Origin of the sequence: Streptomyces albicerus (assembly GCF_008905045.1) — a bacterium.
Lineage (GTDB): Bacteria > Actinomycetota > Actinomycetes > Streptomycetales > Streptomycetaceae > Streptomyces > Streptomyces albicerus.
In genome coordinates, this window is record NZ_VWMY01000097.1 from 1 (window position 1) to 21,913 (window position 21,913).

Annotated in this window: 19 protein-coding genes and 1 pseudogene; 7 read left to right on the forward strand and 13 right to left on the reverse strand. The window is 72.6% G+C overall.

Annotation, left to right across the window (positions count from 1 at the left end):
- Positions 1–402: 402 nt before the first annotated feature.
- The 6 genes and pseudogenes from GAS53_RS48695 to GAS53_RS48715 form a co-directional block, all read right to left on the reverse strand.
- Entirely contained in the window at positions 403–1,089 is a 687-nt protein-coding gene (locus GAS53_RS48695) for a helicase associated domain-containing protein (protein ID WP_263974249.1), read from the reverse strand.
- 9 nt (positions 1,090–1,098) lie between these two features.
- Positions 1,099–1,236: pseudogene (locus GAS53_RS57875) on the reverse strand (helicase associated domain-containing protein); the annotation flags it as partial.
- Positions 1,237–1,400: 164 nt separating this feature from the next.
- On the reverse strand, positions 1,401–1,778 hold the full coding sequence (locus GAS53_RS48700) for a fic family toxin-antitoxin system, toxin component (RefSeq protein WP_151484223.1): 378 nt from the start codon (positions 1,776–1,778) through the stop codon (positions 1,401–1,403).
- Positions 1,778–2,017, reverse strand: coding sequence for a hypothetical protein (locus tag GAS53_RS48705; protein ID WP_151484224.1), 240 nt, complete (start codon positions 2,015–2,017; stop codon positions 1,778–1,780). Before GAS53_RS48705 ends, GAS53_RS48700 begins: the two co-directional genes overlap by 1 nt.
- A gap of 93 nt (positions 2,018–2,110) precedes the next feature.
- The gene (locus GAS53_RS55765; RefSeq protein WP_192583628.1) at positions 2,111–5,773 is read right to left on the reverse strand and encodes a hypothetical protein; all 3,663 of its coding nucleotides are present in this window, start codon (positions 5,771–5,773) and stop codon (positions 2,111–2,113) included.
- 586 nt (positions 5,774–6,359) lie between these two features.
- Positions 6,360–7,748: a hypothetical protein gene (locus GAS53_RS48715; protein ID WP_225859591.1), complete on the reverse strand. Its 1,389-nt coding sequence runs from the start codon at positions 7,746–7,748 to the stop codon at positions 6,360–6,362.
- A gap of 769 nt (positions 7,749–8,517) precedes the next feature.
- Here GAS53_RS48715 and GAS53_RS48720 point away from each other — a divergent pair.
- The 3 genes from GAS53_RS48720 (at position 8,518) to GAS53_RS48730 (ending at position 10,367) form a co-directional block, all read left to right on the forward strand.
- Positions 8,518–8,808, forward strand: coding sequence for a hypothetical protein (locus tag GAS53_RS48720; protein ID WP_151484226.1), 291 nt, complete (start codon positions 8,518–8,520; stop codon positions 8,806–8,808).
- Positions 8,805–9,398, forward strand: a complete 594-nt coding sequence (locus GAS53_RS48725; protein ID WP_151484227.1) for a hypothetical protein — start codon at positions 8,805–8,807, stop codon at positions 9,396–9,398. Before GAS53_RS48720 ends, GAS53_RS48725 begins: the two co-directional genes overlap by 4 nt.
- A 501-nt stretch (positions 9,399–9,899) precedes the next feature.
- The gene (locus GAS53_RS48730) at positions 9,900–10,367 is read left to right on the forward strand and encodes a hypothetical protein (protein ID WP_151484228.1); all 468 of its coding nucleotides are present in this window, start codon (positions 9,900–9,902) and stop codon (positions 10,365–10,367) included.
- A 329-nt stretch (positions 10,368–10,696) separates the two neighbouring features.
- Here the strand turns inward: GAS53_RS48730 and GAS53_RS48735 are convergent, their stop codons facing one another.
- From GAS53_RS48735 to GAS53_RS48745, 3 genes are all read right to left on the reverse strand, one after another.
- The gene (locus tag GAS53_RS48735; RefSeq protein WP_151484229.1) at positions 10,697–11,413 is read right to left on the reverse strand and encodes a hypothetical protein; all 717 of its coding nucleotides are present in this window, start codon (positions 11,411–11,413) and stop codon (positions 10,697–10,699) included.
- Positions 11,414–11,694: 281 nt separating this feature from the next.
- Positions 11,695–11,898, reverse strand: coding sequence for a hypothetical protein (locus GAS53_RS48740; RefSeq protein WP_151484230.1), 204 nt, complete (start codon positions 11,896–11,898; stop codon positions 11,695–11,697).
- Positions 11,899–12,008: 110 nt separating this feature from the next.
- Positions 12,009–13,661, reverse strand: coding sequence for a hypothetical protein (locus GAS53_RS48745; RefSeq protein ID WP_151484231.1), 1,653 nt, complete (start codon positions 13,659–13,661; stop codon positions 12,009–12,011).
- A 655-nt stretch (positions 13,662–14,316) separates the two neighbouring features.
- Here GAS53_RS48745 and GAS53_RS48755 point away from each other — a divergent pair.
- The gene (locus tag GAS53_RS48755; RefSeq protein WP_151484233.1) at positions 14,317–14,514 is read left to right on the forward strand and encodes a hypothetical protein; all 198 of its coding nucleotides are present in this window, start codon (positions 14,317–14,319) and stop codon (positions 14,512–14,514) included.
- Positions 14,515–14,554: 40 nt separating this feature from the next.
- Here GAS53_RS48755 and GAS53_RS48760 read toward each other — a convergent pair whose 3' ends face one another.
- Positions 14,555–17,005 carry a DEAD/DEAH box helicase gene (locus GAS53_RS48760; protein ID WP_151484234.1) on the reverse strand — a complete coding sequence of 817 codons (2,451 nt, stop codon included), beginning with the start codon at positions 17,003–17,005 and terminating at the stop codon, positions 14,555–14,557.
- A 243-nt stretch (positions 17,006–17,248) separates the two neighbouring features.
- Here GAS53_RS48760 and GAS53_RS48765 point away from each other — a divergent pair, with 243 nt between their 5' ends.
- Both GAS53_RS48765 and GAS53_RS48770 read left to right on the forward strand, forming a co-directional pair.
- Positions 17,249–17,686 (forward strand): NUDIX domain-containing protein, encoded by a 438-nt coding sequence (locus GAS53_RS48765; RefSeq protein ID WP_151484235.1) that lies wholly within the window; start codon positions 17,249–17,251, stop codon positions 17,684–17,686.
- 17 nt (positions 17,687–17,703) lie between these two features.
- Complete coding sequence (locus GAS53_RS48770; RefSeq protein WP_151484236.1) at positions 17,704–17,913, forward strand: hypothetical protein; 210 nt, start codon at positions 17,704–17,706, stop codon at positions 17,911–17,913.
- Positions 17,914–17,959: 46 nt separating this feature from the next.
- On the opposite strand, the gene GAS53_RS48775 is transcribed toward GAS53_RS48770, so the two are convergent.
- Genes GAS53_RS48775 through GAS53_RS48785 form a run of 3 tightly spaced genes read right to left on the reverse strand, consistent with a single transcriptional unit; the run spans position 17,960 to position 20,426 of the window.
- Positions 17,960–18,532 (reverse strand): transcriptional regulator, encoded by a 573-nt coding sequence (locus GAS53_RS48775; RefSeq protein ID WP_151484237.1) that lies wholly within the window; start codon positions 18,530–18,532, stop codon positions 17,960–17,962.
- Between the two features lie 17 nt (positions 18,533–18,549).
- Entirely contained in the window at positions 18,550–20,130 is a 1,581-nt protein-coding gene (locus GAS53_RS48780; RefSeq protein WP_151484238.1) for a helix-turn-helix domain-containing protein, read from the reverse strand.
- Positions 20,130–20,426: a helix-turn-helix domain-containing protein gene (locus tag GAS53_RS48785; RefSeq protein WP_192583629.1), complete on the reverse strand. Its 297-nt coding sequence runs from the start codon at positions 20,424–20,426 to the stop codon at positions 20,130–20,132. The genes GAS53_RS48780 and GAS53_RS48785 overlap by 1 nt, the downstream gene beginning before the upstream one ends.
- A 246-nt stretch (positions 20,427–20,672) precedes the next feature.
- Between GAS53_RS48785 and GAS53_RS48790 the strand changes: the two genes are divergently transcribed.
- A complete protein-coding gene (locus GAS53_RS48790; RefSeq protein ID WP_192583630.1) occupies positions 20,673–21,908 on the forward strand; it encodes a TniQ family protein in 1,236 nt (411 codons plus the stop codon).
- Positions 21,909–21,913 lie beyond the last annotated feature (5 nt).

Sequence of the window (21,913 nt, forward strand, 5' to 3'; positions counted from 1 at the left end):
CTCCGCGGATCACTTGTTGGGTCGTCGGTGCGGTGTCCCACTCGCTCCGCGATCGGGCCTCCGCTCCGACTCCTCTGAGCTTGCTGAGTACAAGTGGTTTCGTGCATAGGTGAGTTGAAGAGCCGGATCGCTCCGCGACCGGCTCAGGCCAGCCGACAAGACGGGGTGAGCGGGGGTGGGAACCGAGCTGGGTTTTCCGCCTCTTAACTATTCGTCAGGTACCGAAGAGCTGCAACTTGTTGAGAGGGTGTCAGGTTAGGGAGCCGCTCTGCGTGACTGCCGATGTTCGTGCTCAGCTTACAGGGTTGGCCTGCTTCCTTAGAGAAGAAACTATGGAAGGTTCGAATTAGGGGTCTTCCCCGTTGTTGGGTGAGCGGCAACGGCCTTCCATTCTGGTTGTGCTCAGGGCTGGTCGGCCGGGATGATCCCGTGCCCGTCGAGGGTCTCGGACAACAACTGGGCGTGTTTGCCGGGTAGTTGTCCGGCGTTGAGTTTGGTGCGGGCCTTGGCCAGCCAAGGCCCGATCATCACGCGCTCGCCGTCGACTTCGATCCACTCGCGGGCGCCGGGAGTGCGTCCCCATCTTTCGAGGAACAGGCCGAGGATGTGTGCAGTCTGCGCGAAGGTACGCCTCCGCGGGGTGGCGGCCGCGCCCGTTCCGTCCTGACGGTCCATCGGGATGCGGTTGGGGGTGAGGTCGAGGCGGGTGAGTAGATCCCGCTGGCCAGGGTCGAGTTGGTCCCAGGCGGTGAACTGGCGGTGCAGCCAACTGCCCGCCTTCACTCCGTGGATCACTGTGTCGCGGGCCAGCGTGCTGGGGTGGTTGCCGGCTTCGATGTGGCGTCGCAGCACGTGGTACTTGCGGTGCCAGTCGGGGCCGTGCGGGAGTTTCCAGTCCCTGTCGAGGGCGGTGAGCCGGGCTTCACGTTCGGGGGCAAGGCGGCCTTTGCGGGCCAGTGCCCGCTGGTCGACGAGGAACTGGCCGCCGGGTTCTTGCGCGGGGATGGCGAGGTGGCCCTGCTCGGCGTGGTAGGCCTCGACGGTGGCCATGTGGCCTTGCCAGGCGGCTTCATGCTCGTCCCAGATCATGCCGAGCGCCTCGAGTTCGGTGATCCAACTCTCTTCCAGGGCACCGGCTTGGTAGGCGGTGCGCTGGCCGGTGATGAAGGCGCCCAGCCGGTAGCCGTAGGCGTCCTCGTAGTCGGATGGCACGCGCAGGTGGCCGTGCTCGGCTCGGTGGGATTGTGCGGGACGGTTCGCGCCGTGCTCTGTCCTTGCTCAGCCCCCGCCCGGCAGCACGCCGAGCGAATCCGGGCACGGAGAAGAGGACATGATGAGCCCCGGCCGGCGGCTGGGGACATCCGGCACAGGGCCCCCGCGCCCCGGGCCTGGAACGTTCCTCAGCTGGCCTGCGGCCAGGTACGGAGAAGGTCTGCGATCTTCCTCGCGGTGCACGTCGGATCGCGCAGCAGGTCGCGCAGTGCCAGGGCGTCTTCGCGGGTGGGCTTGAGCGGGATGCCGGAGGCTTCCAGATACATGACGCCCGTCGCCGCGGCCACAGCGAGGTTGGATCGCTCCAGCCAACGGCAGCGGCCGAGGATGTGCACCAGGGCGCCAGCGCGGGCGTAGGGGCCGTTGTAGACGGGCGTTTCGAGGAGTTCGGCCCGGTGGCAGGCGACCGCCGCCACCGGCACCCCGTAGTCATCCGGAGCGGGATCCGCTGCGCCCGCGATCTCCGCGACCTGCAAGATCCACGGGACGTCGATGTGCAAGTCCATTACGCGGCGTGCGCTCCCGGCATGTGGCGGTCAGCGTCTTCGGCTTCGTCGAAGACGGCCTGGTGCTCGTCGAGGAAACGCTGCGCCGCGTCCAGGCCTCGCTGCCGTAGCCCGCCGACGTCCTCGCGCACGAGCGCCGCAATGTAGTCGCCGACGGCCATGCCGCGGTCCCTGGCCCGAGCGGTGGCCAGCTCCGCAATCTCGTCGTCGACGCGCCAGCCCTTCTGTGTCTTCGCCATAACCCCGATGGTAACAGGTGGTACCACCTTGAGTCCGGAGGCTTCGTCGTCCCGGCTTCGCGTCGGTTCTCCGGGGCTTGTACAGGAAGCGCATCAGCCGCTGCCCGGGGCGGGCCGGGCAGCGTCGATGTCGCCCCGGTTGACCAGGGCCTCTCTCAGCGCCCTGAGGGCGGCAGGGTGTTCGTCTGTGGGTCGGGCTGCGGCGGTGTCCAAGAGGGCGCGGGCGTGCTGCAGGAGTGCCGTGTCGTGTCCGGCCCCGGCGGAGTGGGTGACCAGCTGCTCGGCGAGGAGGAGCGCTTCTTCGCTGTCCGGGTGGCGGGCGGTGCGTTCGGCGACGAGGTCGGCGTCGGTCAGGGCCGGGGTGTGCTGGGCGCTGGCCCGCATCAGGGACAGCCACAGGTCCTCGTCGAGGCTGGTGTCCGCGAAGTCGCCCGCGCCGGTGAGGGCGCCGGGCGGCAGGCCGGCGGCGATCGCGGCGCGCCACAGGTCGGCCGCTGCGTTCAGCCGTGCGGTGGCATCGGGCGGGACGGGGCCGTCGGTGCGCGGGGTGCGGGCGGCGATCGCGGCCAGCAGCAGGCCGACTGCTTCCACTCCTCCGGTTCCGGTGGCCAACTCGGCCCAGAAGGCGGCCGGATCGCCCAGAAGGGCGGGGGCGGCCAGGAGCGCGGCTGCCACGTGGGCGGCGGCGTCGGACGCGGTGGCCGGGTGGCGCAGCGCGGCGAGGAGTTCGGAACGGTCGAGGGCGGCAAGGACCTGGTGGTCGTGCGGTCCCCAGCGCAGCCAGGAGGCGGCTGGCGAGGAGCTTTCGGGGGCGAGTCCGTACAGCGCGGCCTGGTGGGTGGCGGCGAAGGCGGAGGCGTACCGGTGAAGGGCGGGCAGGCGTACCCCGGTCGCGGTGGCCACCGCGTCGTGGTCCCCGCGTGCGGCCAGTACACCGGACACCGTCTGAAGGATGTCGGCGGGCATCTCCCCGTGTGTGCGGGCCCGGTGGACGGCGTACTCGAGCAGGCACCCCAGCGCCCGTACTCCCGGATCCGACCCCAGCAGCGCTGGTCCCTCCCCTTCGGCCGGGCCGGGAGCGTCGGCGAGGGTATCTGCCGGGACGGCAGCGGGGTCGGCCAGAGGGGCGGCCAGGGCGTGCAGGTGGGCCAGGGCGGCCTTCTCCTGCTCGTCGGCGAGCGCGGTGTCAGTGCGCCACGCGAGGGTGAGCAGATCGAACAGGGCCTGGTCGGCGAAGTGCACCGCGGTGGACCGGCTGTCGGCTTCGCCGGTGCCGGTGGCGGGGGCCCTCTCGTTGAGGCGGCGGTGCAGGTCGAGCGCCGCGGTGACGGCGTCCGCCAGCGCGTTGTCGGGGAAGTCGCCGGGGCGGTCGGCGAGGACGGCGGTCGCGGCGAGGTAGAACGCGCCGAGCTCGGGCCGCTCGAGTGCGGCCAGGGTGGTGGGCACGTCGGCGGTCCAGGCGGCCGGGTCGGCGGCGACGAGGTGGTGCAGGACCATCGCGTAGCCGTCGGCGCCTGCGTCCGGTGCTGCGGCCAGCTTGGCGGCGGCGGCCGTCGGGCCGTGCGCGGCTGCCTCTTGGATCAGGTCCTCGGCGGTGAGATCCGTGGTCGCCTTGTAGGGCTCCGACCCGCGCGCGGTGCGTGGGTCGGACGGGCCGGCGGGCTGCAGGCGGCGTACTGCGGCCAGTACCGGTTCCCAGCCGGTCAGCAGTCGTGCGGGCAGGACGGGCAACCAGTCCCACACCCGCAGCCACGAGGCGAGCGGCTCGACAGTCCCGTCGGCCTGCTCGGCATCGTCGGGCAGGACCTCGGCCAGCAGGGCGGCGGGCGGCGGGGTGCCGAGCGCCGTACGGACGTCATTCTCCAGCTGTGCGGCGCGCTCGGGCGGGCAGGTGGAGAGCACGAGGTCGACGAGGCGGGCGGACTCCGGCGCGGGCTCGTCAGCCACGAGGCGCGGGGTGAGCGCCGACGCGTGCTCCCACCACTCCTGCGCGGCCAGCCCGGCGGCGGGCGCCGCAGACCGGGCGGGCGGACGGGCGGCCAGGTGAGCGGCGAGCAGCCGGTCGTGCAGGCGGCCGTCGGCCGCGGCAAGCCGGGCCAGTCGGCGGGTGCGCTCGGCCAGGTGCACGCCGGTGTCGGCGTCCGCCGCAGCGAGGTCGAGGACGGTGCGCGCCAGCCTCGGCCCGCCGTACGCGGCCGGATCCCCGGCGTGCACCTGGTCGAGGTCGGCGCCGTAGACGAGCGGGCGGGAGGCGGCGGGCAGCAGGGTGACGTCGCGGGCGAGCAGACCGGCCAGCACGGCCCGGATCATCGCGATGCTCGGGTGCGCGGCGCCGGTGCGGTCGGACGGGTAGGCGGTGCAGGCGAGTTCGCGCAGCAGCACCGCGACCTCGTGACCGGGCAGCCGCGCGGCCGTCTCCTCGGCGAGCAGCTCCTGCAACTCGTCCTCGTCGGCCATCGCGGCCGCGATGGCCGCTTGTGCCGCAGCGGCGCCCTCGGCGGCCAGGGCTTTTTTGGCCCGGGCCTCGGCGGCCACCGCGCGCTCGGCAACCGCCCGCAGGGACAAGTGGCCGATGTGCTCGTCGTCGACCGCGTCCTGGAGCAGCCCCTCCACCACAAGGATCCACTCGCGCGTCCGGTCGGTGCGCGGGACAGTGCGCGCCCACCTCGCGGCTAGGCGCAGCGTCGCTCCCACCGCCGGGCCCCCGCCGTCCCGCACCCCGGGAGCGGCCAGGACCGCGCGCAGCTGGCCGGCGTCGACGACGCCGGGGTGGCGGACGGCCAGGCCCAGCAGCGAGTTGAGAGCCGGCCGGCCGGCCGCGGCGACCTGCTCCGCACGGCTGATGGCAGGGTCATCGTCGGCCGGTGCGGCCAGCCACGCCCGGGCAGCGTCCGGGTCGGCGTCGGCGACGTGCTCGAGGAAGGGGGCGGCCGGCCACCGTCCGCCGGCCGCCCCGTCCGGCATCAGCAGGTGCGGTACGTGCTCCTGCAAGACACCCAGCCATGCCGGTGCCGGGCCGGAGCGGAAGAAGTAGTCGCTGGCCCGGGGGTCCGCCCATCGGGCGAGCTTGGCGGCCTCGGCCGCGCCTGGGTCCTGGAGCGCGGCGAGTTCCAGGACGCGGGCCGCGCGGTCCGGGAGCGGCACCAGCAACTCGCGCGCCGCCCCGAGGAGTTCGGTGTAGAGAGTGACGGCGTCGCCGGGGCCTGCGGCGCGGCCGTGCAGGATGCCCGAGGCCAACCCGTAGACGGTGCCCCACACGTCCAGTGCCGTCTCCTGCGCTGCGCCGAGCGTGACGCCCGTCAGCCGTTCGAGGATGCCGCGGGCCCGACCCCGGTGGTAACCACCCGGGCGTTCCAGCTCGCCGCGCAGTACGTCGGCCGCCGCCGACACCCGCTCCCATGCCGGGCCCGGCGGAGCACCGGAGTCGGTGTCGGCGGAGCCGGGCGTGTCCCTCCCGGAGGCCAGCGGCCGGAAGGCGTCCACCGCGGCCAACAGGTCCTCCGCCGCGGACTGCAGACCCACGGCCTGCGGGGCGCCAGGCAGCCCCAGCAGCGCGTCCGCCGCGGACCGCACACACGCCGCAGCCACCTCCTGCGGCCGTGTGAACCCCGCCCCGGTCAGCACCCGGTGCGCATCCCGCAGCAGCCCCAACGCTCGCACGCCCGCATCGCCCTGCGCCTGAAGAGCCGCCGTCAGAACGTCGTCGGCCTCCGGCAGCGCGCTCGCGTCTGCCGGGACCCCCACCTCGTCGCTCACCGCAGCACCGTAGCCCGGCCGCCCACCACCCCGGCCCGGTTCTCGCGGATCCGCCATAGCCACCCGCCTGACCTGCCGCTCCTCCCCCATACGTCGGCCGTCGGCACCCGCCCGTCCGGCGTACGACCGCGGCACGCTGCTGATCGCCACCACGGCCGGATGCCGCGGCTGGTAGTACCACCGACGAAATTTGCTGACCTGCGGAAACGTGGCCCGCCGCACTCGGATGTCCCACGCGGTGGTGTGTTTCCCGGGTGAACCCCCGCACACAAGCGCCACCGGCCCGGGTGGTTTCACCCCGTTCCGGCGTGCAGTGCAGGCGGCTGCCGGATGCTTGGTCGTGGCCAGGGATCCGGCTCGGTGGAAGGTTCTCGGTCTGGCCGAAGCCGACGCCGTGGCGCGTCCACGGCGTCGGCCGGCTCCCGAAGGACACCGGGTGGCATTCCGTCACCGGACGAGCCGCATTTCGTCGGTAGCCCTGGTACCCGTCCCGTCGTCGAACGGATGCGCAGCCGACGCCGTTCCACCTCGACCGGTCGAGCCACGGGCGTGGCCGGACCGCACCGGGGTGTCGGCGGATGCTCCGCTACGCCGAGCCGGAACCACCTGAGCGGCGCCAGAACCTGCGCTTTTGGGCAGTGCTCGTCGTGTTCTGTGCCGTGGTTGGCTTGCTCGTCCGGCCGGGATGAGGGCGGCCGAGCACGGCGGTCCGCACGGCAGACCAGTCCTGAGCGCGCCACCAGTCGAAGAGCTGGCCGGTGGCGAGTACCGGGAAGGTGAGGGCGTCGACGAACTCCTTGTGCTGGTTGCGCGGGTACACCTCGGTGGGGCGCTGGGCTGGGTCGAGGCGGTGCTGATGGTTGATGATCATGGCGGAGCAGGTCACCGGCTGGTGAGGCCGTAGCTGCGGCCACTTCTCAAGGTGCCGTTGGAGGGAGGTGACCAGCTTCTCCGATGCAGCGCCGGATGCGGATTTCACCTCGACCAGACACGTCTCCTGCTCCAGTACGGCGAGCAGGTCCGCCGATTTCGGGGCGCCCAGTTCCACGTCCAGCTCGGTGACGGTGAATCCGGCGGCGCGCAGCACGGCAGCGACGGCGCCTTCCAGCTCGCTGCCCGTTCCGTACAGGAGTCCGGACCGTACGGGGTCGGCTTCCTGCCGCGCCTGTTCGAGGTCGGCCTGGAGGCGGGCCTTGTCGTCGGTGTAGCGGCGCTCCAGTTCCTCGAGGGCGACGCGGGCTTGCTTCTCTGCGGGGGTCTCCAGGTCGGCATTCATGCTGTGCGGGGAGCGGGCGCGGCGCAACGCGGCCGGGTTGTGAGCAGGCAGGGCCTGCTGGACGATCCAGCCGACCACGGTGTCCCAGTCGACCGCGTCGGGGATCAGGTACCAGATCTGCTGGCCGTCACTGGGTGTCCAGCGGGCCACGACCGGCTCGCCCAGGGTGTCCACCAGAATCGGCGCCAGCTCTCCTTCGGGCTTGTGGACCGTTGTCCCTTGAGGGCCCTCGGAATGGATCGGCTGCAGAGCCATGGCCCACCACGGAGCGTCGGCGGGGCGGTTGCGCAGTCGCAGGCCCAGGTCACGGTCGGCCGCGTCCAGATCGGGAGCCAGAGAGACCTCCGCTCCTGCGGGCAGGCGCTTCCCGGCGATCGAGCCGGTGAAGTGAGGGAAGTCCACACGGGCGTTGTAGCGGCTGAAGACGTTGCGGAGGCCGGCATCGTTGACGTTGCCCATCGTGGCGATGATCAGCGCCGGTTCGCCGCGCGAGGCCGCCCCGGACAGGAACCGTTCGAACTCATCCGCGCCCCGGCTGGCGAAGTGGCTCGGGTTGATGGCCGCGGCACACGTGCTGGTGTCCATGCCGAGCCAGCGTGGCTCGGCTCCTTCCTCGCTCCAGGAGATGTCCGCGTACTTGGCCGAGGCCGCGAAGAGTTGGTGGGCGTGGTCGGCCGCCTGCGGATCGGGCTCCGCCATCTCCGCGGGATTGTGAACAGCAACGTGGACAGGAACAAGCCCGCTTGGTCCCTGGGAATGTGCAGCCATGACCGCACCGTATCCGCCGCCTATGACACCGCAGGCACTCATTTTCCGAGGCATCTGGTCAGGCGCCCGCCCGGGACCGCGACTGGCGCCGCGCCCACTGGACCCGCAACACCCGCATCCATGGCGTGACCTTCATGGGTCAATGTCCCGGCCAGCGGCCGGTGTACGCGGTGGATCACGGCCTGGGGCCCGGCGCACGGTGTGTGCCGGGCCCCGGGCGGGCAGGGCGTGCGCCAACACGGCCTGCGGGGTGTCCTGATGCGGCGGAATTGCGACCCGTACGGCCTCAGGAGCGCCACCGGCCCGGAGGGGCCGGTCAGCGGATGCCACGCATCATGAGCCCGGTGCTCGCCCCGGGGCAAGCAGGTCCGGAACACCGATGACCAACCCCGTGGCGGACAGTAGCTGAAGTAGTGGCGAGGTGGCTGGTCGTGAGGAGGCAGATCCGTATCAGCGCCTCCTGGCCGCGATCCCGGTGTCACTGCGTGATGTCCGCCGCTGGATCAGCCCTGACCAGTTGGCGGACATTCTGGACAATCGGGGGAGGCGGTGCGGTGCACGCCCGTGGCATGCTCGGCGCACCGGCCCCGCGCTCAGGCAGCGCCAACTGCCTGCGGATGCCGCCCTATTGCGACCCGTCCGTTTCTCCGGCGGCCCGCCCCCTGTGCGGGCGGCCCTCTCACGCTCCAGGAGTGCCCGCGTGCCTCACGTCGTTCCCCTGTCCGCGCCCGAGCCTGTCCCCGGCGCTCCCGGCCGCCCCCGCACGGCGGCGCAGGTCGCCGGTGTCCTCGCGTTTCCCGTCATCGGCGGCGTGCTCGCCATGAGCGGCATGTCCGTCGGCGACGTCATCGCACTCGTCAGCAGCTGTGGCGCAGTCGGCACCGCGTCCGTCGTCACGTGCGTCCGCCTCACCGGCAGGCACGCGGCCGGCCCTCTCGCCGGCGCGCTCGCAGCGGCCGCCGTCCGCGCGGCGCAGGAGCCCCGGCCGTGACGGTACGGGCCGGCAGGCCGCCTACCCGGGCACGGATCAGGCTCGGCGTCTTCCTCACCCAGCTGCACATGATCCACGGCCCGACCTGGGCCGAACTTTCCCGGCGCACGCGTCTGTCGGTGTCCACCCTCCAGCGCACCGCCCGCCCCAGCGGACCTGTGCCGCGCGAGGAGAACGTGATCGCCTTCGTCGAAGGGATCACCGACGACCCCCGGGCCGTCACCGACGCGAAAGAGTGGTGGCGCAAGGCCCGGATCGCGGAACGCGGCCGGCTGCGCACCCTCCATGCCCCCGCGCCCGCCGGCGTGCGCAACGAGGCCGACCTCCGGACCGCGCTCGCCGCCGCCTACGAAAAGGCCGGTGCTCCGCCCCTGCGCACCCTCCAGGACCGCGCCGGAACAGCCGGCGGCACGGCGTTCGTCCTCCCCGTCACCAACGCCTCCCGCATCGTCAACCGCGAACGCCTGCCCACCGACCAGCGCCAGTACGAGGCCTTCCTCACCGGCTGCGGCATCCCTGAACACGCCCTTGGCCCCTGGCGCGAGGCGTGGCTCCGCGTCCGGCCCGCCCCGCATGATCACCGGGCCTGACCCGGCACGCAGCTCGCAGCAGCACCGGGGCGGGCTGTTTCAGGCCAGGGGCTGGTCCGGGGGTTCCTGCCATTGCCAGCCGTGCGCGGCCATGCATGCGCGGGTCCAGTCCATGAGAAGGGTGGCGCCTTGTGTCATGTCGGGCTTTCTCCCAGAGCCTCCTCTTCTACTGTCTCCCCCATGGGTCATTTCTGCGCCGAGTGCGGGCACCGGTACCCAGACCATGCGATTGAGCAGCCGGCGCCGGAGGAGCGTCAGTGCCCGCAGTGCGGGAGCAAGCGAGTCAGCGCGGAAGCACATCCTGGCCCAGCGATTGTTTCCATTCGGGTTCCGGGCCCCACAAGGATTGAGGTCGCGGCCCGTCTATGGCCGCGCTGGGCCGGTATTGCGATCGACCGAGCGCTAGCCGCCCGTGTGGCTCGTGAGCGGGCTGTTGCAGCAACCGACTTCGCGGCGAAGTCATCCGCGCTCAATGAGGAGTTCGACGCTGCGCTGGTCGCCGTGGCCGCCTCAGCGCACACCCTGGATGCCCTCTACGGCTCGGTGGTACCGGAGTCGCGCCGGGCCGAGTGGAAGGACAAGCGCACCCCGCGGCGCTCGGCGATCCGTGAGGGCCTGAAGCTGGTGTTCGCTACCGGCCCTCGCAACACCCCCTGGGTCGACGGGTTCAATTGGCTGTTCGATCTTCGGGACGGTGCGGTCCACCACGGGGAAAAGCCCCAGGAGACGGTTCCCCAGCCGTCCCTGGACACGCACACCGGCCCGGAGTACGTCGCCTACTCGACGGAGTCGGCAGACCGGGCGGTCTGGTTGATGCTGGAGGTCCTGCGCTGGTGCGTCGACCATCCCAAGCCCAAGACGCCCACGACCGGGCCCCAGGCACCCAGTGCCGATCAGTGGGCTGAGGGCAACAAGCCGGTGGTTACTGACCTGGAGAGCCGTTGGGCGTCGGCGACCGGGCCTATGTAGGTCGGCTTCCGGCTTCGTTCCGGCCGGAACGAAGCCGGGGAGGACCGAGCAGCTTCTTGGAGCCGACTTGCCTGAACACCCTCGAATACTCGTGAGGCACGTACGGAAGCCCCCATGCCCTACCTGCCTGACGTCTTCCACTGCCCCTAGAGAGCCCGGGAGCGCACGACATGGCCGCCGCCGGGGAGGCCGTTCGCCGGGGCCCGCGAAGCGCCCCTCGACTCTCCGGCGCGGCACGGCCGGTCCGGAGCCAGCGGTGGGCCGGGGAGCGAAGGCAGGTGCTGCCCCGTGCCGGCGGGGGCGCGGGGCAGCAGGTCCGTCCGTGTTGGTCAGGCGGCCGGGCGGGCGGCGAGGTCGGCGGCGGTGTTCGCGAAGCGGACGACCTCCTGGAGGGTGAACATGCAGTCGGCGTCGGTGGCTTCGTCCTCGTCGGGGATGCGGGAGGCCTCCCGCATCGTGCGCAGGGCCGCCGCCGCGACGACCGCGACCGGGGCGGTCGTGGTGTAGATCCGCTCCCACATCCTCGGTTCGGTGAGCCACCCGCCGGCCCGCACCCCGTAGATCGCGGGGTTGCAGATGTGGCTGGCGCCGACGAGCCGGTCCAGGACGTCCGCGGCCGCGCGCAGCAGCTCCGCGCTCACCGATTCCTCTTCCTCCGCGGCCAGCTCCAGCACCCCGTAGACGACCTGGACAAGGGGCGCGTCGTGCACCGTGACCTCGCCGGCGGCGTGCTCGTCCACGGCGGGCTGAAGGCGTGCGCGAGCGGCACGGTCGGGCGTGCGCAGCAGGGCGTGCTTCAGTTCGCGGTCCTTCAGCGCCCAGGCCACCGCCTCGTCGACCAGGCGGGCGGCCGTCTCCCCCTCGGCGCCGAGGCCGGCGCGCAGCAGGGCGGCGAGCCGACGGGCAGCCTCGGCGCGGGCGGGTTCCGGGCGGGCGCCGCGCGGGCCGAGCTCGGCGCGCAGCAGCTCGGTGTACTTGCCCTTCGTGCCCGTGGCGTTCTGCGCGGCGCGGGCGCGCTGGCCGGCGCGGGACTGACGGCGTGGCATGACGTCTTCTCTCCGGGCACCCCGCGCCTGCCCGCAGTCGTACGGGCGGAATGGTCGCGGGCCCGGGTGGGGACCTTGGCCGTCTGGGCTGTCCCGGCGCGGGCGGGGTGCAGCGGCGGCGGTCGGCGGTGCGCGTCCTGCCGGTCGGCATCGTAGCCGAAACCGCCCGCCCTCCCCCGCCGCCACGGCGGCCGTGCTCGTGCCATGGGGTGGGTGCCGCACCCGTGACCGGCTGCGGCCTCACCGCCCCACCGCCGAAAGGGAGTTGAGCAGCCGGGGCGCTACCGGTGGCGGCGGCGGTCACGCCACCAGGCGAGCCGGTGAGCGGACTCCTGGGGGAAGACCGACTGCAGGGCCACGACCCCCAGGCCGAGCGCGAGGCAGCCGAACGCGGTGGCGGCCAGCCACCACGGGGCACCGGCCAGCGCCACCACCAGGCCGGTGACGCCGGCGGCCAGCAGCGAGATCAGCGGTCGTGCATTCATGACGAGGACTCCCCCATTTCAGACGGGCACCCCGGCGGGGTGCGAATTCCGTTGCCCGGATTCTGTGTCCGCTTCACAGGTGAGAGGAGCGGTATGTGTATCGGTGGGTGTCACATGCGGAATCCGTGCCGGTCGAAGGCGCGCTGCCAGGCCGCCTGCATCGCCTGCTCCAGGAGCAGGGAGCTGCTGCGGTGGGCCGCGCCGGCCAGCCACTCGAGCAGCTCGGGCCGGGCGCCCGCGACGAGTTCGGCGGCCACCGACCCGCCGGGCCACGTCCAAGAGGCGTGAGGGACAACGAACTTCCGTCCCTTGAGCGACGGGGAGCTCCGGGCGAGGCGGTGGAACGCGCGGGTATCACCGCGGGCCTCCCGCAGCTTGTCGAGGTAGCTCTCGCCGGCCCCGTCGTCCGCGGACCAGGTGATGAAGTCGTCCATGATCTTGAGGGTCGCGGCCCGGGCCCGGGCCATGAGCCGGTGCTGTTCCTCGGCGGTGATGAAGCCGAAGCGACACGCCTGGTCGGCGGGCACATCCAGCGCGATACGCAGAAGGGGCTCTTCGGCGGGTTCGTGGTTCCAGTCGATGAGGACGGCTTCGATGAAGCCGAGGACCTGCCCGGGGCGCAGGCCGTCGGCCGCGGCGGCAACAGGTTCGAAGCCCGGCACGGGCCGGTGCCCGGGTGCGTCCTCGCACTGCAGGAGCGGCCAGAAGGCCTGCCGGTTGCGGCAGGGGAAGGCGAGGAGCCGGCGCTGCTCGGCCCAGGCCGTGTACGGCCCGGAGGCGGCCGGGGCAGGGGCGTGAGCCAGCCAGGCGGGCGGGATGCGCAACAGCCAGCCGGGCGAGGCGGGTTCCTCCATCACGCCGGCAGCCGGATCGGTGCGCGTGCGCTCGACGAGCCAGTCCTCGAAGTACTCGAGGTCCACCCGGCGCCGGGCCCGCCAGACCGCCGTGCCGCCCCGGCCTGTCCAGTCGTAACTCGTACTCCCCTGCCGCCTGCGCCAGCGCCGTTCTTCCCTGTCGTCAGCCAGCAGGAGACCCTCGTACAGCTTCTCCCACGGCTTGTCCTGCTCCCACAGGGCCTGCTCCCGCTCCTTGGCCCCCGGACCGGTCAGGAAGCGGCGGGCCAAGCCGGTCGCCGACTCAAAACGCGTCAACGCGTGCCATGACTCCTCCCGCTCCAGGACTTCCGCGACGCGCAGGATGTACTGCTCGTCAAAATCGTGTGGCACGTCGGTCCGCCGGTGCGCGGCGCGCACGACCCTCGCTTCCAGCAGGCATGCCTTCTCCGGGCGAGTGCTGGTGGCCGCCGCCGCCAGCCGCCACAGGCCCAGGGCGGCGCCGTGGCGCAGCAGGGGCAGCAGGCCGGAGAGGAAATCGTCGTCGAAGGGCTCGTCCCGCGCGATGGCCGTCGTCACCGCGTCGGTGAGCATGCGGCCCTGGTAGTCGCGGTAGGCGCGCGGATGCTGTCCCGGCAGCCGAAGGGAGACAGCGCGGGCCCGCTCCAGCAGGCCGGCGGGGGCCCGAACCCTCAGGGGCACGTCCGTGCGCGGATCGCCCCGCCAGCGCGGCGGGCGCGGGTAACGCAGCACGGTGGAGATGTGAGTGAGCCGGTCCTCGGGGTGCTCCTGTTCCTGCAAGGCGACATGCTCGGCCAGCACCTGCCGGACCGTCTCGTCACGGGAGGTGCCCCGCCGGACCGTGATCCGGCTCAGAGCCTCCAAGGCACAGGGCGCCAGGCGGACGTTGGTCTCCTTGTTGCCGGCCACCTCCAGCAAATCCGCCTTCCAAACCGGAGTCGACGCTTGCCCATGACGGAACCGGGGGCGTGGCAGTGGTGCCCGGCGGCGATGCGCTGCCGCCACCTGCTCACCATGTTGCGTGCCACCCCCGGCTCCCGCCCCGGCCAGGCTAGTCCCAGCCCGCGCCGCGAAGTATCCGGCGAGGCCGACGAATCCGGCCCCGCGGACCCGCGCGTTCCTCCCCGGCCGGGGCCGCGGCCACGTGCCTTCGGCCATCGGCGTGCCTGCCGCACTGGGCGGAGACTCTCCTACAGATCGCTTTTGCGCAGCTCCTTCCGCTCCGTATCGGCATGCTGTCCGCACGCCAGACGTGTCCTCGCCCTCGCTCCCGTCCGGACGATCCTTTTCTCGCTCCACACCACATGTGCGGCTCACGCCGTAGGGGGCGTCGGCCGGGCTTCAGCAGCGGCGATGGATGAGCCGAGTCGGTGGTGAGAGAGACTGGACACGCCCGGCGGTGCGCCCTTTATCCAGCCGATGCTGCCGCCGCCGGGCACTGTCAGCAGCCGGCCTGGGGATCGTCGCGCGGCAGCTCAGCACTGCGCTGGCCGACTACATCCAGCACGCCAGTCGGCGTCGACGCCCTCCTGCACAGCCGCCCGTGACACCCGGGAGCCTGCTCGTGCCTGATGCCCCGCAGCAGTCCGCGGAAGCGGCGTACGCCGACCGGGCCGAGGAGATCCGCGCCGTGGCCGAGCGGCTCCTGGACGGCCAGGCGCAGCGCATGCGGTCCGCGCGGCCGCCCGACGCACCGAATCCGCCACCACCGCCGCCGGCCCCTCCCCCGCCCACGCCGGGCCAGGGCCAGGGCCTGCGGTAGCCCCGCGACACTGTTCCTCCGCGGTTTTTCGCGCCCCGAGTCAGTCCGCGGCCGGGGCGGGGGCATCCGTCGCGTCGCCGCCCGGGCGGGACGGGGCGGTCCAGTCGGTCTGCGGCGCTGTCCAGTCCTCCTGCAGGATCTGGGACATCAACTCCGCCTGCTTCTTCGGGAGTTGGCCTGCGTTCCTCTTGGTGCGGGTTTTGGCGAGCCAGGGCCCGATCATGACGCGTTCGCCGTCGACCTCGATCCACTCGCGGGCGCCGGGCGTGCGTCCCCAGCGCTGTACGAAGAGCCCGAGGATCTCGGCGGTCTGCGCGAACGTGCGCCGCCGTGGTGAGCCTGCGGTGCCCTCCCTGTCCAGGGTGACGCGGTCGGGGGTGAGGCCGATGCGGGCAAGCAGGTCGCGCTGTCCGGGATCGAGGTCGGGCCAGGTGGTGACCTGGCGGTGCAGCCAGCTGCCTGCCTTCACCCCGTGGATGACCGTGTCGCGGGTGAGGGTGCTGGGGTGGTTGCCGGCTTCGAGGTGGCGGTGCAGCAGGTGGTATTTGCGGTGCCAGTCGGGGCCGTAGGGGAGTTTCCACTCCGGGTCGAGGGCGGTGAGTTGTGCGTCGCGGTCGGCGGTGAGGCGGCCTTTGCGGTCCAGGGCGCGCTGGTCGACGAGGAACTGGCCGCCGGGGGCCTGGGCGGGGATGGCGAGGTGGCCGTGCTCGGCGTGGAAGGCCTCGACGGTGGCCATGTGGCCCTGCCAGGCGGCCTCGTGCTCGTCCCAGATCATGCCGAGCGCCTCTAGTTCAGCGATCCACGCCGGTTCAAGGGCCCCGGCCTGGTAGGCGGTGCGCTGACCTTTGATGAAGGTGCCGAGACGGTAGCCGTAGGCGTCCTCGTAGTCGGCCGGTACGCGCAGGTGGCCGTGCTCGGCGTGGTAGCGGATGGCTGCGGCAAGTCCCGCGCGGCGGGGGGCGGACAGGACGGCGCCGCTGGAGGGCCACACGAGCAGGTCCAGGGCGCGGGCGATCGCCGAAGGGTCGAGGGTGTGGTCGAAGCGGAAGCGGCTGGTGATGAAGGTGTGGGTGTCGCGGGCGGGATGCTGGCTCTTGGCCCGCGGGGCGCGGGCGGCGATGGTCTGGTCGTGGTGGCGCAGGGCGGCGGTGACCAGCCAGAGCGCCTCGTAGGGGGTGCCGAGCAGGTCGGTGGGGTCGGCGCCGGGCGGGATGTAGGCGGGGATGACGAGGCTGGCCGTCTTCGTCTTCAAGGTGGGGGGTTTGCGCAGGGCGCGGCCCAGGGCCTGGACGATGCGGCGCACGCTCGCGGTGCGGTCGGCGAAGACGACGCCGTCGACGGCCGGCAGGTCGACGCCTTCGCCGAGGACCTTGGCGTTGCTTAGCACGCCCCGCTCGGCGTCGGTGAAGCGGGCGATGATGTCGGCGCGCCGGCGGGGACTGTGGGTGCCGTTGATCGACTGCACGCTCAGGTCGTCCGCCCAGTCGGGGCGCAGGTCGGCGGGCAGGGTGCGCAGGGTGTGGGCGAACTGGCGGGCGAAGTCGGCGGCGTCCGCGATCTGCTGGAAGTAGACGAAGACGTGGCGCAGGTCCTGCTCGCGCATGGCTTTGAGGATGGCCAGGTGCAGGGCGGTGGTGCGGCGCGCGGTGGGCCCGGCCTCCGGGTCGGTGAGCGCGGTGCGCAGTTCGGTGTCGGTGACGGTGGGGACGACGAGCTGGTAGTCGGCCAGGACCTCGTCGTCGATGGCGTCGGCGTGGGAGTAGGTGTGCAGGCGGGGGCCGAAGATCTTCGGCTGGTCCATGGTCGCCAGCAGGGCCGGGTCGTCCCAGGCCGGTGCGGTGGCGGTGGTGCGCTTGGGCTGCGGGCCGCTCGTGGGTGCCTCGGCCAGGCGGGGGGCCTCCCACACGTAGGGGGTGGCGGTGAGGTAGAGGCGGCGCTCGGCGGGGATGCGCTCGTTGTCGTGCAGCGCGGTCCAGTTCTTCTCCCAGGTGCCGGCCGTGGCGTGGGCCTCGTCCACGATCAGCAGGCCGAAGACGGGCGCGGGGAAGAGCGCGGAGTGCTGGGCCTCCTCGATCTTGGACAGCGAGTCGTAGGTGAAGAACACCGTCGCCTTGGGGTGGCGGCCCAGCCAGTAGGCCAGGTACTCCCCGGCGTTGGTGGAGGCGACCTGGGCCTCAGCGAGGAGCGGATGGGACTCGGCGCGCAGCGAGGAGACGGTGATCATCGGCTCGCGGCGCAGGTCGGCGCGGGCGGCGGCCGCCCACTGCGCGACCAGGTCCAGGCTGGGCACTGCCACCGCCAGGTGCTGGACGTCGAGTTCCTCGGCGGCGCGCAGCGCGAAGAGGGTCTTGCCGGTGCCGCAGGCCGAGACGGCGTGCCCGCGGGTGCGCGGGCGGCGCAGGTGGCGGACCGTGCTGACGAGGCCCTCCTGCTGGTCCGTGCGCAGGACCAGACGCGCGGTGTGCTCGGCGGTGGTGGGGCTGGAGGTCATCGCGCGGGGTCCTCGGCATGCGGCACGGCGGGCAAGGCATTCATCCTCGCGTACGACAGGGGTCCGGCGCAGTGCGGATCTCCGTACCGGAGCAGCGCACCGGCCGCCGCGCGCCCCCGCCATGGCCTGGGGCCGTACGGGCGGCGAGCCTGCGGGTGTGAGGCGGGCAGGGCCGCTGTGGGTGGCCACAGCAGACAGTGCCGTCTGCCGCGTGATCCCCGACTGGCTTACTACGGTGTCCGGATGCACCAGGACACCACCGCCGACGTCCCGGCCACCGCCCGCGGCGCAGTCGCCATCATCACCAACCGCCGCGGCGAACTCCTCCTCCATCTGCGGGACAACCTGCCGGGCGTCATCGCCTGGCCTGATCACTGGAGCCTGCTGGGAGGCGGCTGTGACCCCGGCGAAGCCCCCGCCCGCGCGATCGTCCGTGAACTCGGCGAAGAAGCCGGCCTTGAGGCCGACGGCCTCACCGAACTCTTCGAGAGCCGCGACGAACACGGTTCCGGGCAGCTCATCACCTTCTTCGCCGGCACCTGGGACGGCAACGAGAACGCGCTGCCCCTGAGCGAGGGCGTCAGGCTCCAGTTCTTCGCCCCCGAACGCCTCAGCATCCTGACGATCCCGCCCTTCATCCGCGACGGGATCCACCGCTACCTCGCTGCCCGGTCCGCCTGAGCATCGCCGGTGCCGCAATGGCGGCGGGATCCGGGGGCCCGCGGCGGCTTTTGCGTTGGCGGCAGAACACTGGGCCTCCCGCAGGAGAGGCCGAACGACGCTTCGACGTCGACCGCGAGGTCACCGCCCGCTCTCTGCGCACCGCCCTCGCTCTCGACGGGAAACTCGGCGAAGGCGCCTACGAAGAGTTCTTCGAACACGTCCTGCCTCCGGCCCGCACCGCCTGAGTACGCATGCACGCCGCGCGGACGGCGCGGCAGGGTTCTGCCCTGGTCAGGCGGCGAAGCCGACGTTGGTGACGTACTCGTACTGGCCCCACTGGGAGCCGAGGTCGACGATCTTTTCGATCCAGGCGTCGTCCAGGGCCCGGTCGTTCCCGGCGGCCCAGGCCTCGATGATGCGGTCCCAGTGGCGGATGTTGAGATGACGGAACTCCACGACCCGCTGCAGGGGGCGGTTGACGAGAGACTGGTCGAGGGGGTGGATCTCCACGCGGGTGCCCCGCCCTTCCCGGTTGAGGCGGGAAAGGAGGTAGCGGGCGACGTTGTGGCGGCGCACGGTGCGGTAGGTGTCCTCGATCGCGGCGAGGTTCTTCTTCAGGGGCCGACGCTTGCCCTGGAGCCAGGCGTTGACGGTGTCGTCGGTGACCGTCAGGCCTGCGTCGCGGGCGGCTTGGCGGGCGTGGTCGGTGCGGGTGAGGTAATGCAGGCGTGCGAGCAGGCCGCGCGGGCTGGTGACGGGGGTGGTGATGTAGTGGAGGTAGGAGTCCAGTTGCCGGGCCACCGCCTCGTGGCCCTTGATCCCTCTGGCGCGGTACTTGCCGAAGTCGATGGTGCGCTCGGGCATGCGGGTCCGGTCCTCCTCTACTCGTTGGTGTCGCCGTCGGCGGGCGGACTGCCTGCGGTGTAGGTGTCCTTGACCTTCACCTCGGTGACGCCGCGACCCTCGGCGAAGACGTGGCGCCAGTCGCCGATGACGTGGAGTTCGTCGGTGCCCTGGACGCTGACGACCATGAGTCCCTCGTCGTGGGCCTTGTAGGCCTTGGTCCAGAGGTTGGCGAAGGCCTGGGAGCGGATGAGGTGCATCCAGTCGGGCCGGTTGAGGTCCCGGTTGTAGGTCGACTCCCCCATCGTGGAGACGAACTTGGAGTACATGGCTTTCACGTACTCGCCGGTGACCTCGTCGTCCTCGGCGATCGCCGTATCACGGGCGTCCTTGAGGATGATGCGGAACTTCTCCAGCAGGCTCTCGGTCGCCCCCGAGGTGAACGATTCGTGGATCACGGGCGGTTCGCACAGCCGGTACTTCGGGCCCGCCAGGCGCAGCAGCAGGCGCAGGGTGGGTTCGGTGACCCACAGCGGGCCGGGCTCGTCGCGGTTGCCCAGCGGGTGGGGCAGGAAGGTGTCATGGTCCCAGGCGGGCGGGGTGATCAGGTGGACTCCGGCGCGGCGCCGGTCGTGGACGTTGCCTTCGGAGTGTTCCAGCCGGCCGATCGGCAGGTGCGTCTTGAGGGCCGACAGGTAGGCGCCGTTGATGTCGAGGCTGGCCACTTCGTGGCGTCCGGCGGGCAGGTGGGGACGGGTCCACTTGGGGCGGGCCTCCCAGATCTGGTCGGCGCCCCTGGTGGTCTGCTTGCGCAGGATGTCGGGGATCCCCGGGTGCGCGATGATGTCGTAGCGGCCGCCCTTGCGGGTGGTGTCCAGCAGGGTCATCGCGTCCGGGATGGCCCGCTTGACCAGCGCCGCGGTCGCGGCCTCCACATCGCCCCGGTGCTCGGTGAGTGCGGCGGCGACGGCGTCACCGATGAGATCGGGGACATCGGCGCTCGTCTGGACACGGCCTGCGGACTTCACCGTCTTCACGTTCCCGGCGGACCGGTGTGCCGGGGCCCGGCGGGACGGGCGGTCGGTCGGAGCCTCCTGCACGGCGGGTGCGGGGGCCGGGGCCGGGGGTGCGGGGGTGGCGCACTCGGCGGGGTCCAGGTGCTGGGGGTAGCCGGCGACCTGGTGGCGCGCGCCTCGCCCGCACAGCACGCACGGCCGGGGCGCGGCCAGGGACTCCACGTCCTCGACGTCGCCGGCCTCCCGGCCGGAGGATGCCTGGCGCGCCGTGTCGTCCTGTGCTGCGGCCGGGACAGCCTCGGCACAGGTTCCGGTCCCGGCGGCAGTGCCTTCGGCCGCGCCATCAGCGTCGGCGTCGAGGGCGGCGAGCTTGGCCTGGGCGCCCTTGAGGAAGTAGGCGTACTGGTCGCGGACTTCGCCGCCCGGGTCGCGGCCCGTCTCCCAGCCGCCGACGGTGGAGGGGCTGACGCCCAGGGCGCGGGCCACCTGCGCGCGGGAGAGGTTCAGCGCCTCGCGCAGCATCCGGCGCTGCTGGGCCGGGGGCAGTTCGGCCTCTTTGCGGGCCGTGGCCAGCAGGGCGTCGACCGCGTCGAACTGTGCCATCACCGCCCCCTCTCCCGTTCGTTCATGTCCGCCCGCTCCCGTACGGCCCGGCGCGCGTCGGGCAGTTCCTCGCACGCCCGGCTCGGGCCGGCCAGCAGGTCCAGCACGTCGATGCCGTAGTGCGCGGCCAGCACGTCGCAGTCGTCCAGGCTCCATGCGGCCGTGCCGGACTGACGGCGGCTCACCTGCCCCTGCGTGACCCCGAGTACCCCGGCCAGCGAAGCCTGCGACTCACCCGTGGCGTGCAGCAGTGCCGCCACCGTGACCCGCAAGCGTTCCGCCAGAGACATTCCCATGCCCCACACCCTACCCCAGCCATGGGTTTTTCTCATAAAAATTGAGTATTCCGCATCATGGAAAGGGTGTTCGCCGCGCGGCCGGACCCGGCCTCCGCCAGGGAGAGCCGCCGCCGCGGGGCGCCCCGGCCCAGGTCCCCGCCCGGACCTGCCAGGCCTCGGGCGAGGGGTGCAGACTCCCGCCCTGGACCCCGCGGCGGCCGGCACAGCATGCTGGTGATCCCTGCCCGGCCGGAAGGAGCCGCCGTGATCCCTGCGGGCGCCCTCCGCACCGCCCCGCTCGCCGGTGAGACGGCCTTCTCCCTGCTGCGGCGGGCCGCCGCCCGCTACGGCATGACGACCGCTCAGGTGCTGCCGTGGTGGTCGTGGGCCAACCATCCGCCCCGGCAGACGGGCACGGGCCCGCGCCCGGATACGGAGGTGCTGCTCGACCGGGCCGGACAGCAGGTGCTGGCGCGGCTGTGCGGCGTGCCCGAGCAGCATCTGGCCCGGGCCCTGCCGTCGTGGCCGCACGCCGCGGCCGTCTTCGGCGAGGAGACGGACGCAGCACGGCCGCGGGCGCGGTGGGAGCTCGCGCCCCGGGTGGCGGGGCCGGTGGCGCTCGCCTGCCGGCGGTGCGCCGCGCGGCGCACCGGGCGCGACGAGGAGGTGCTGCGGTATCTGCCGCGGTGGCGGCGGGTGTGCCTGCGCCACCAGTACTGGCAGCCGGACGCGCACGACGGGCAGGGGCCGGTGGTCCTGGACGTGTCCGGCTGCCCGGAGATCGGGCGGGCGCAGCGGCGGTGGGAGGCGGTGGCCCGGCGCGCGCAGGGTGCGGGGCATGACGCGGGGCGGGTGTTCGCGATGGCGCACACGGTGGTCGCCCGGTGGTGGGAACAGGCCCTGTACTGGGACGAGGAGAGCATCTGGCCCGACCGGCTGCACCGGGTGGCGGGCGGCAGCGCCGGGGAGCGGCTGGGGTGGTGGCGGGCGGTGGGCCGGGACGCCGTCACCCTGCCCGAGACGGTGGCCGTCGCCGGCGCGCTGGTCGATCCGGTCCTGCAGGAGATGGTGTGGGCCGACGCGGGCGGCACCCGCGGCGTGCGGCCGCTGGGTCCGGACGGCCGCTTCGTGGCCCGGCTCGGCGAGCTGGTCGCACGTCCCTGGCTGGGGCCGCTGGCCGGGGACGACTGCCCGAGCGCGCTGTACGACTTCATGGGCGTGGTGGTGCGCACCCGGCGCTGGCCGATGCCGCCCGGGGCGAGCGGGACGGCCGCCTACGGCTACGACCCGTTCTTCCTGCGCCGTGAGTGGCGCCCGCCGTCCATGGCCGGACAGCTGCGGCAGCTGGCCGAACAGGAGCACGCTGCTCAGGAGTTGGCGTCCCGTCAGGAAGCGGCCCGCCGTGCCCGGTGGGGGCCGGGCGGGAACGAGGGCGAGGCGTTCACCGACCGGCGCGGACGCCGCGGCCGGGCCTACTACCGCCGCGCCGAACCGAGTTGACCTGT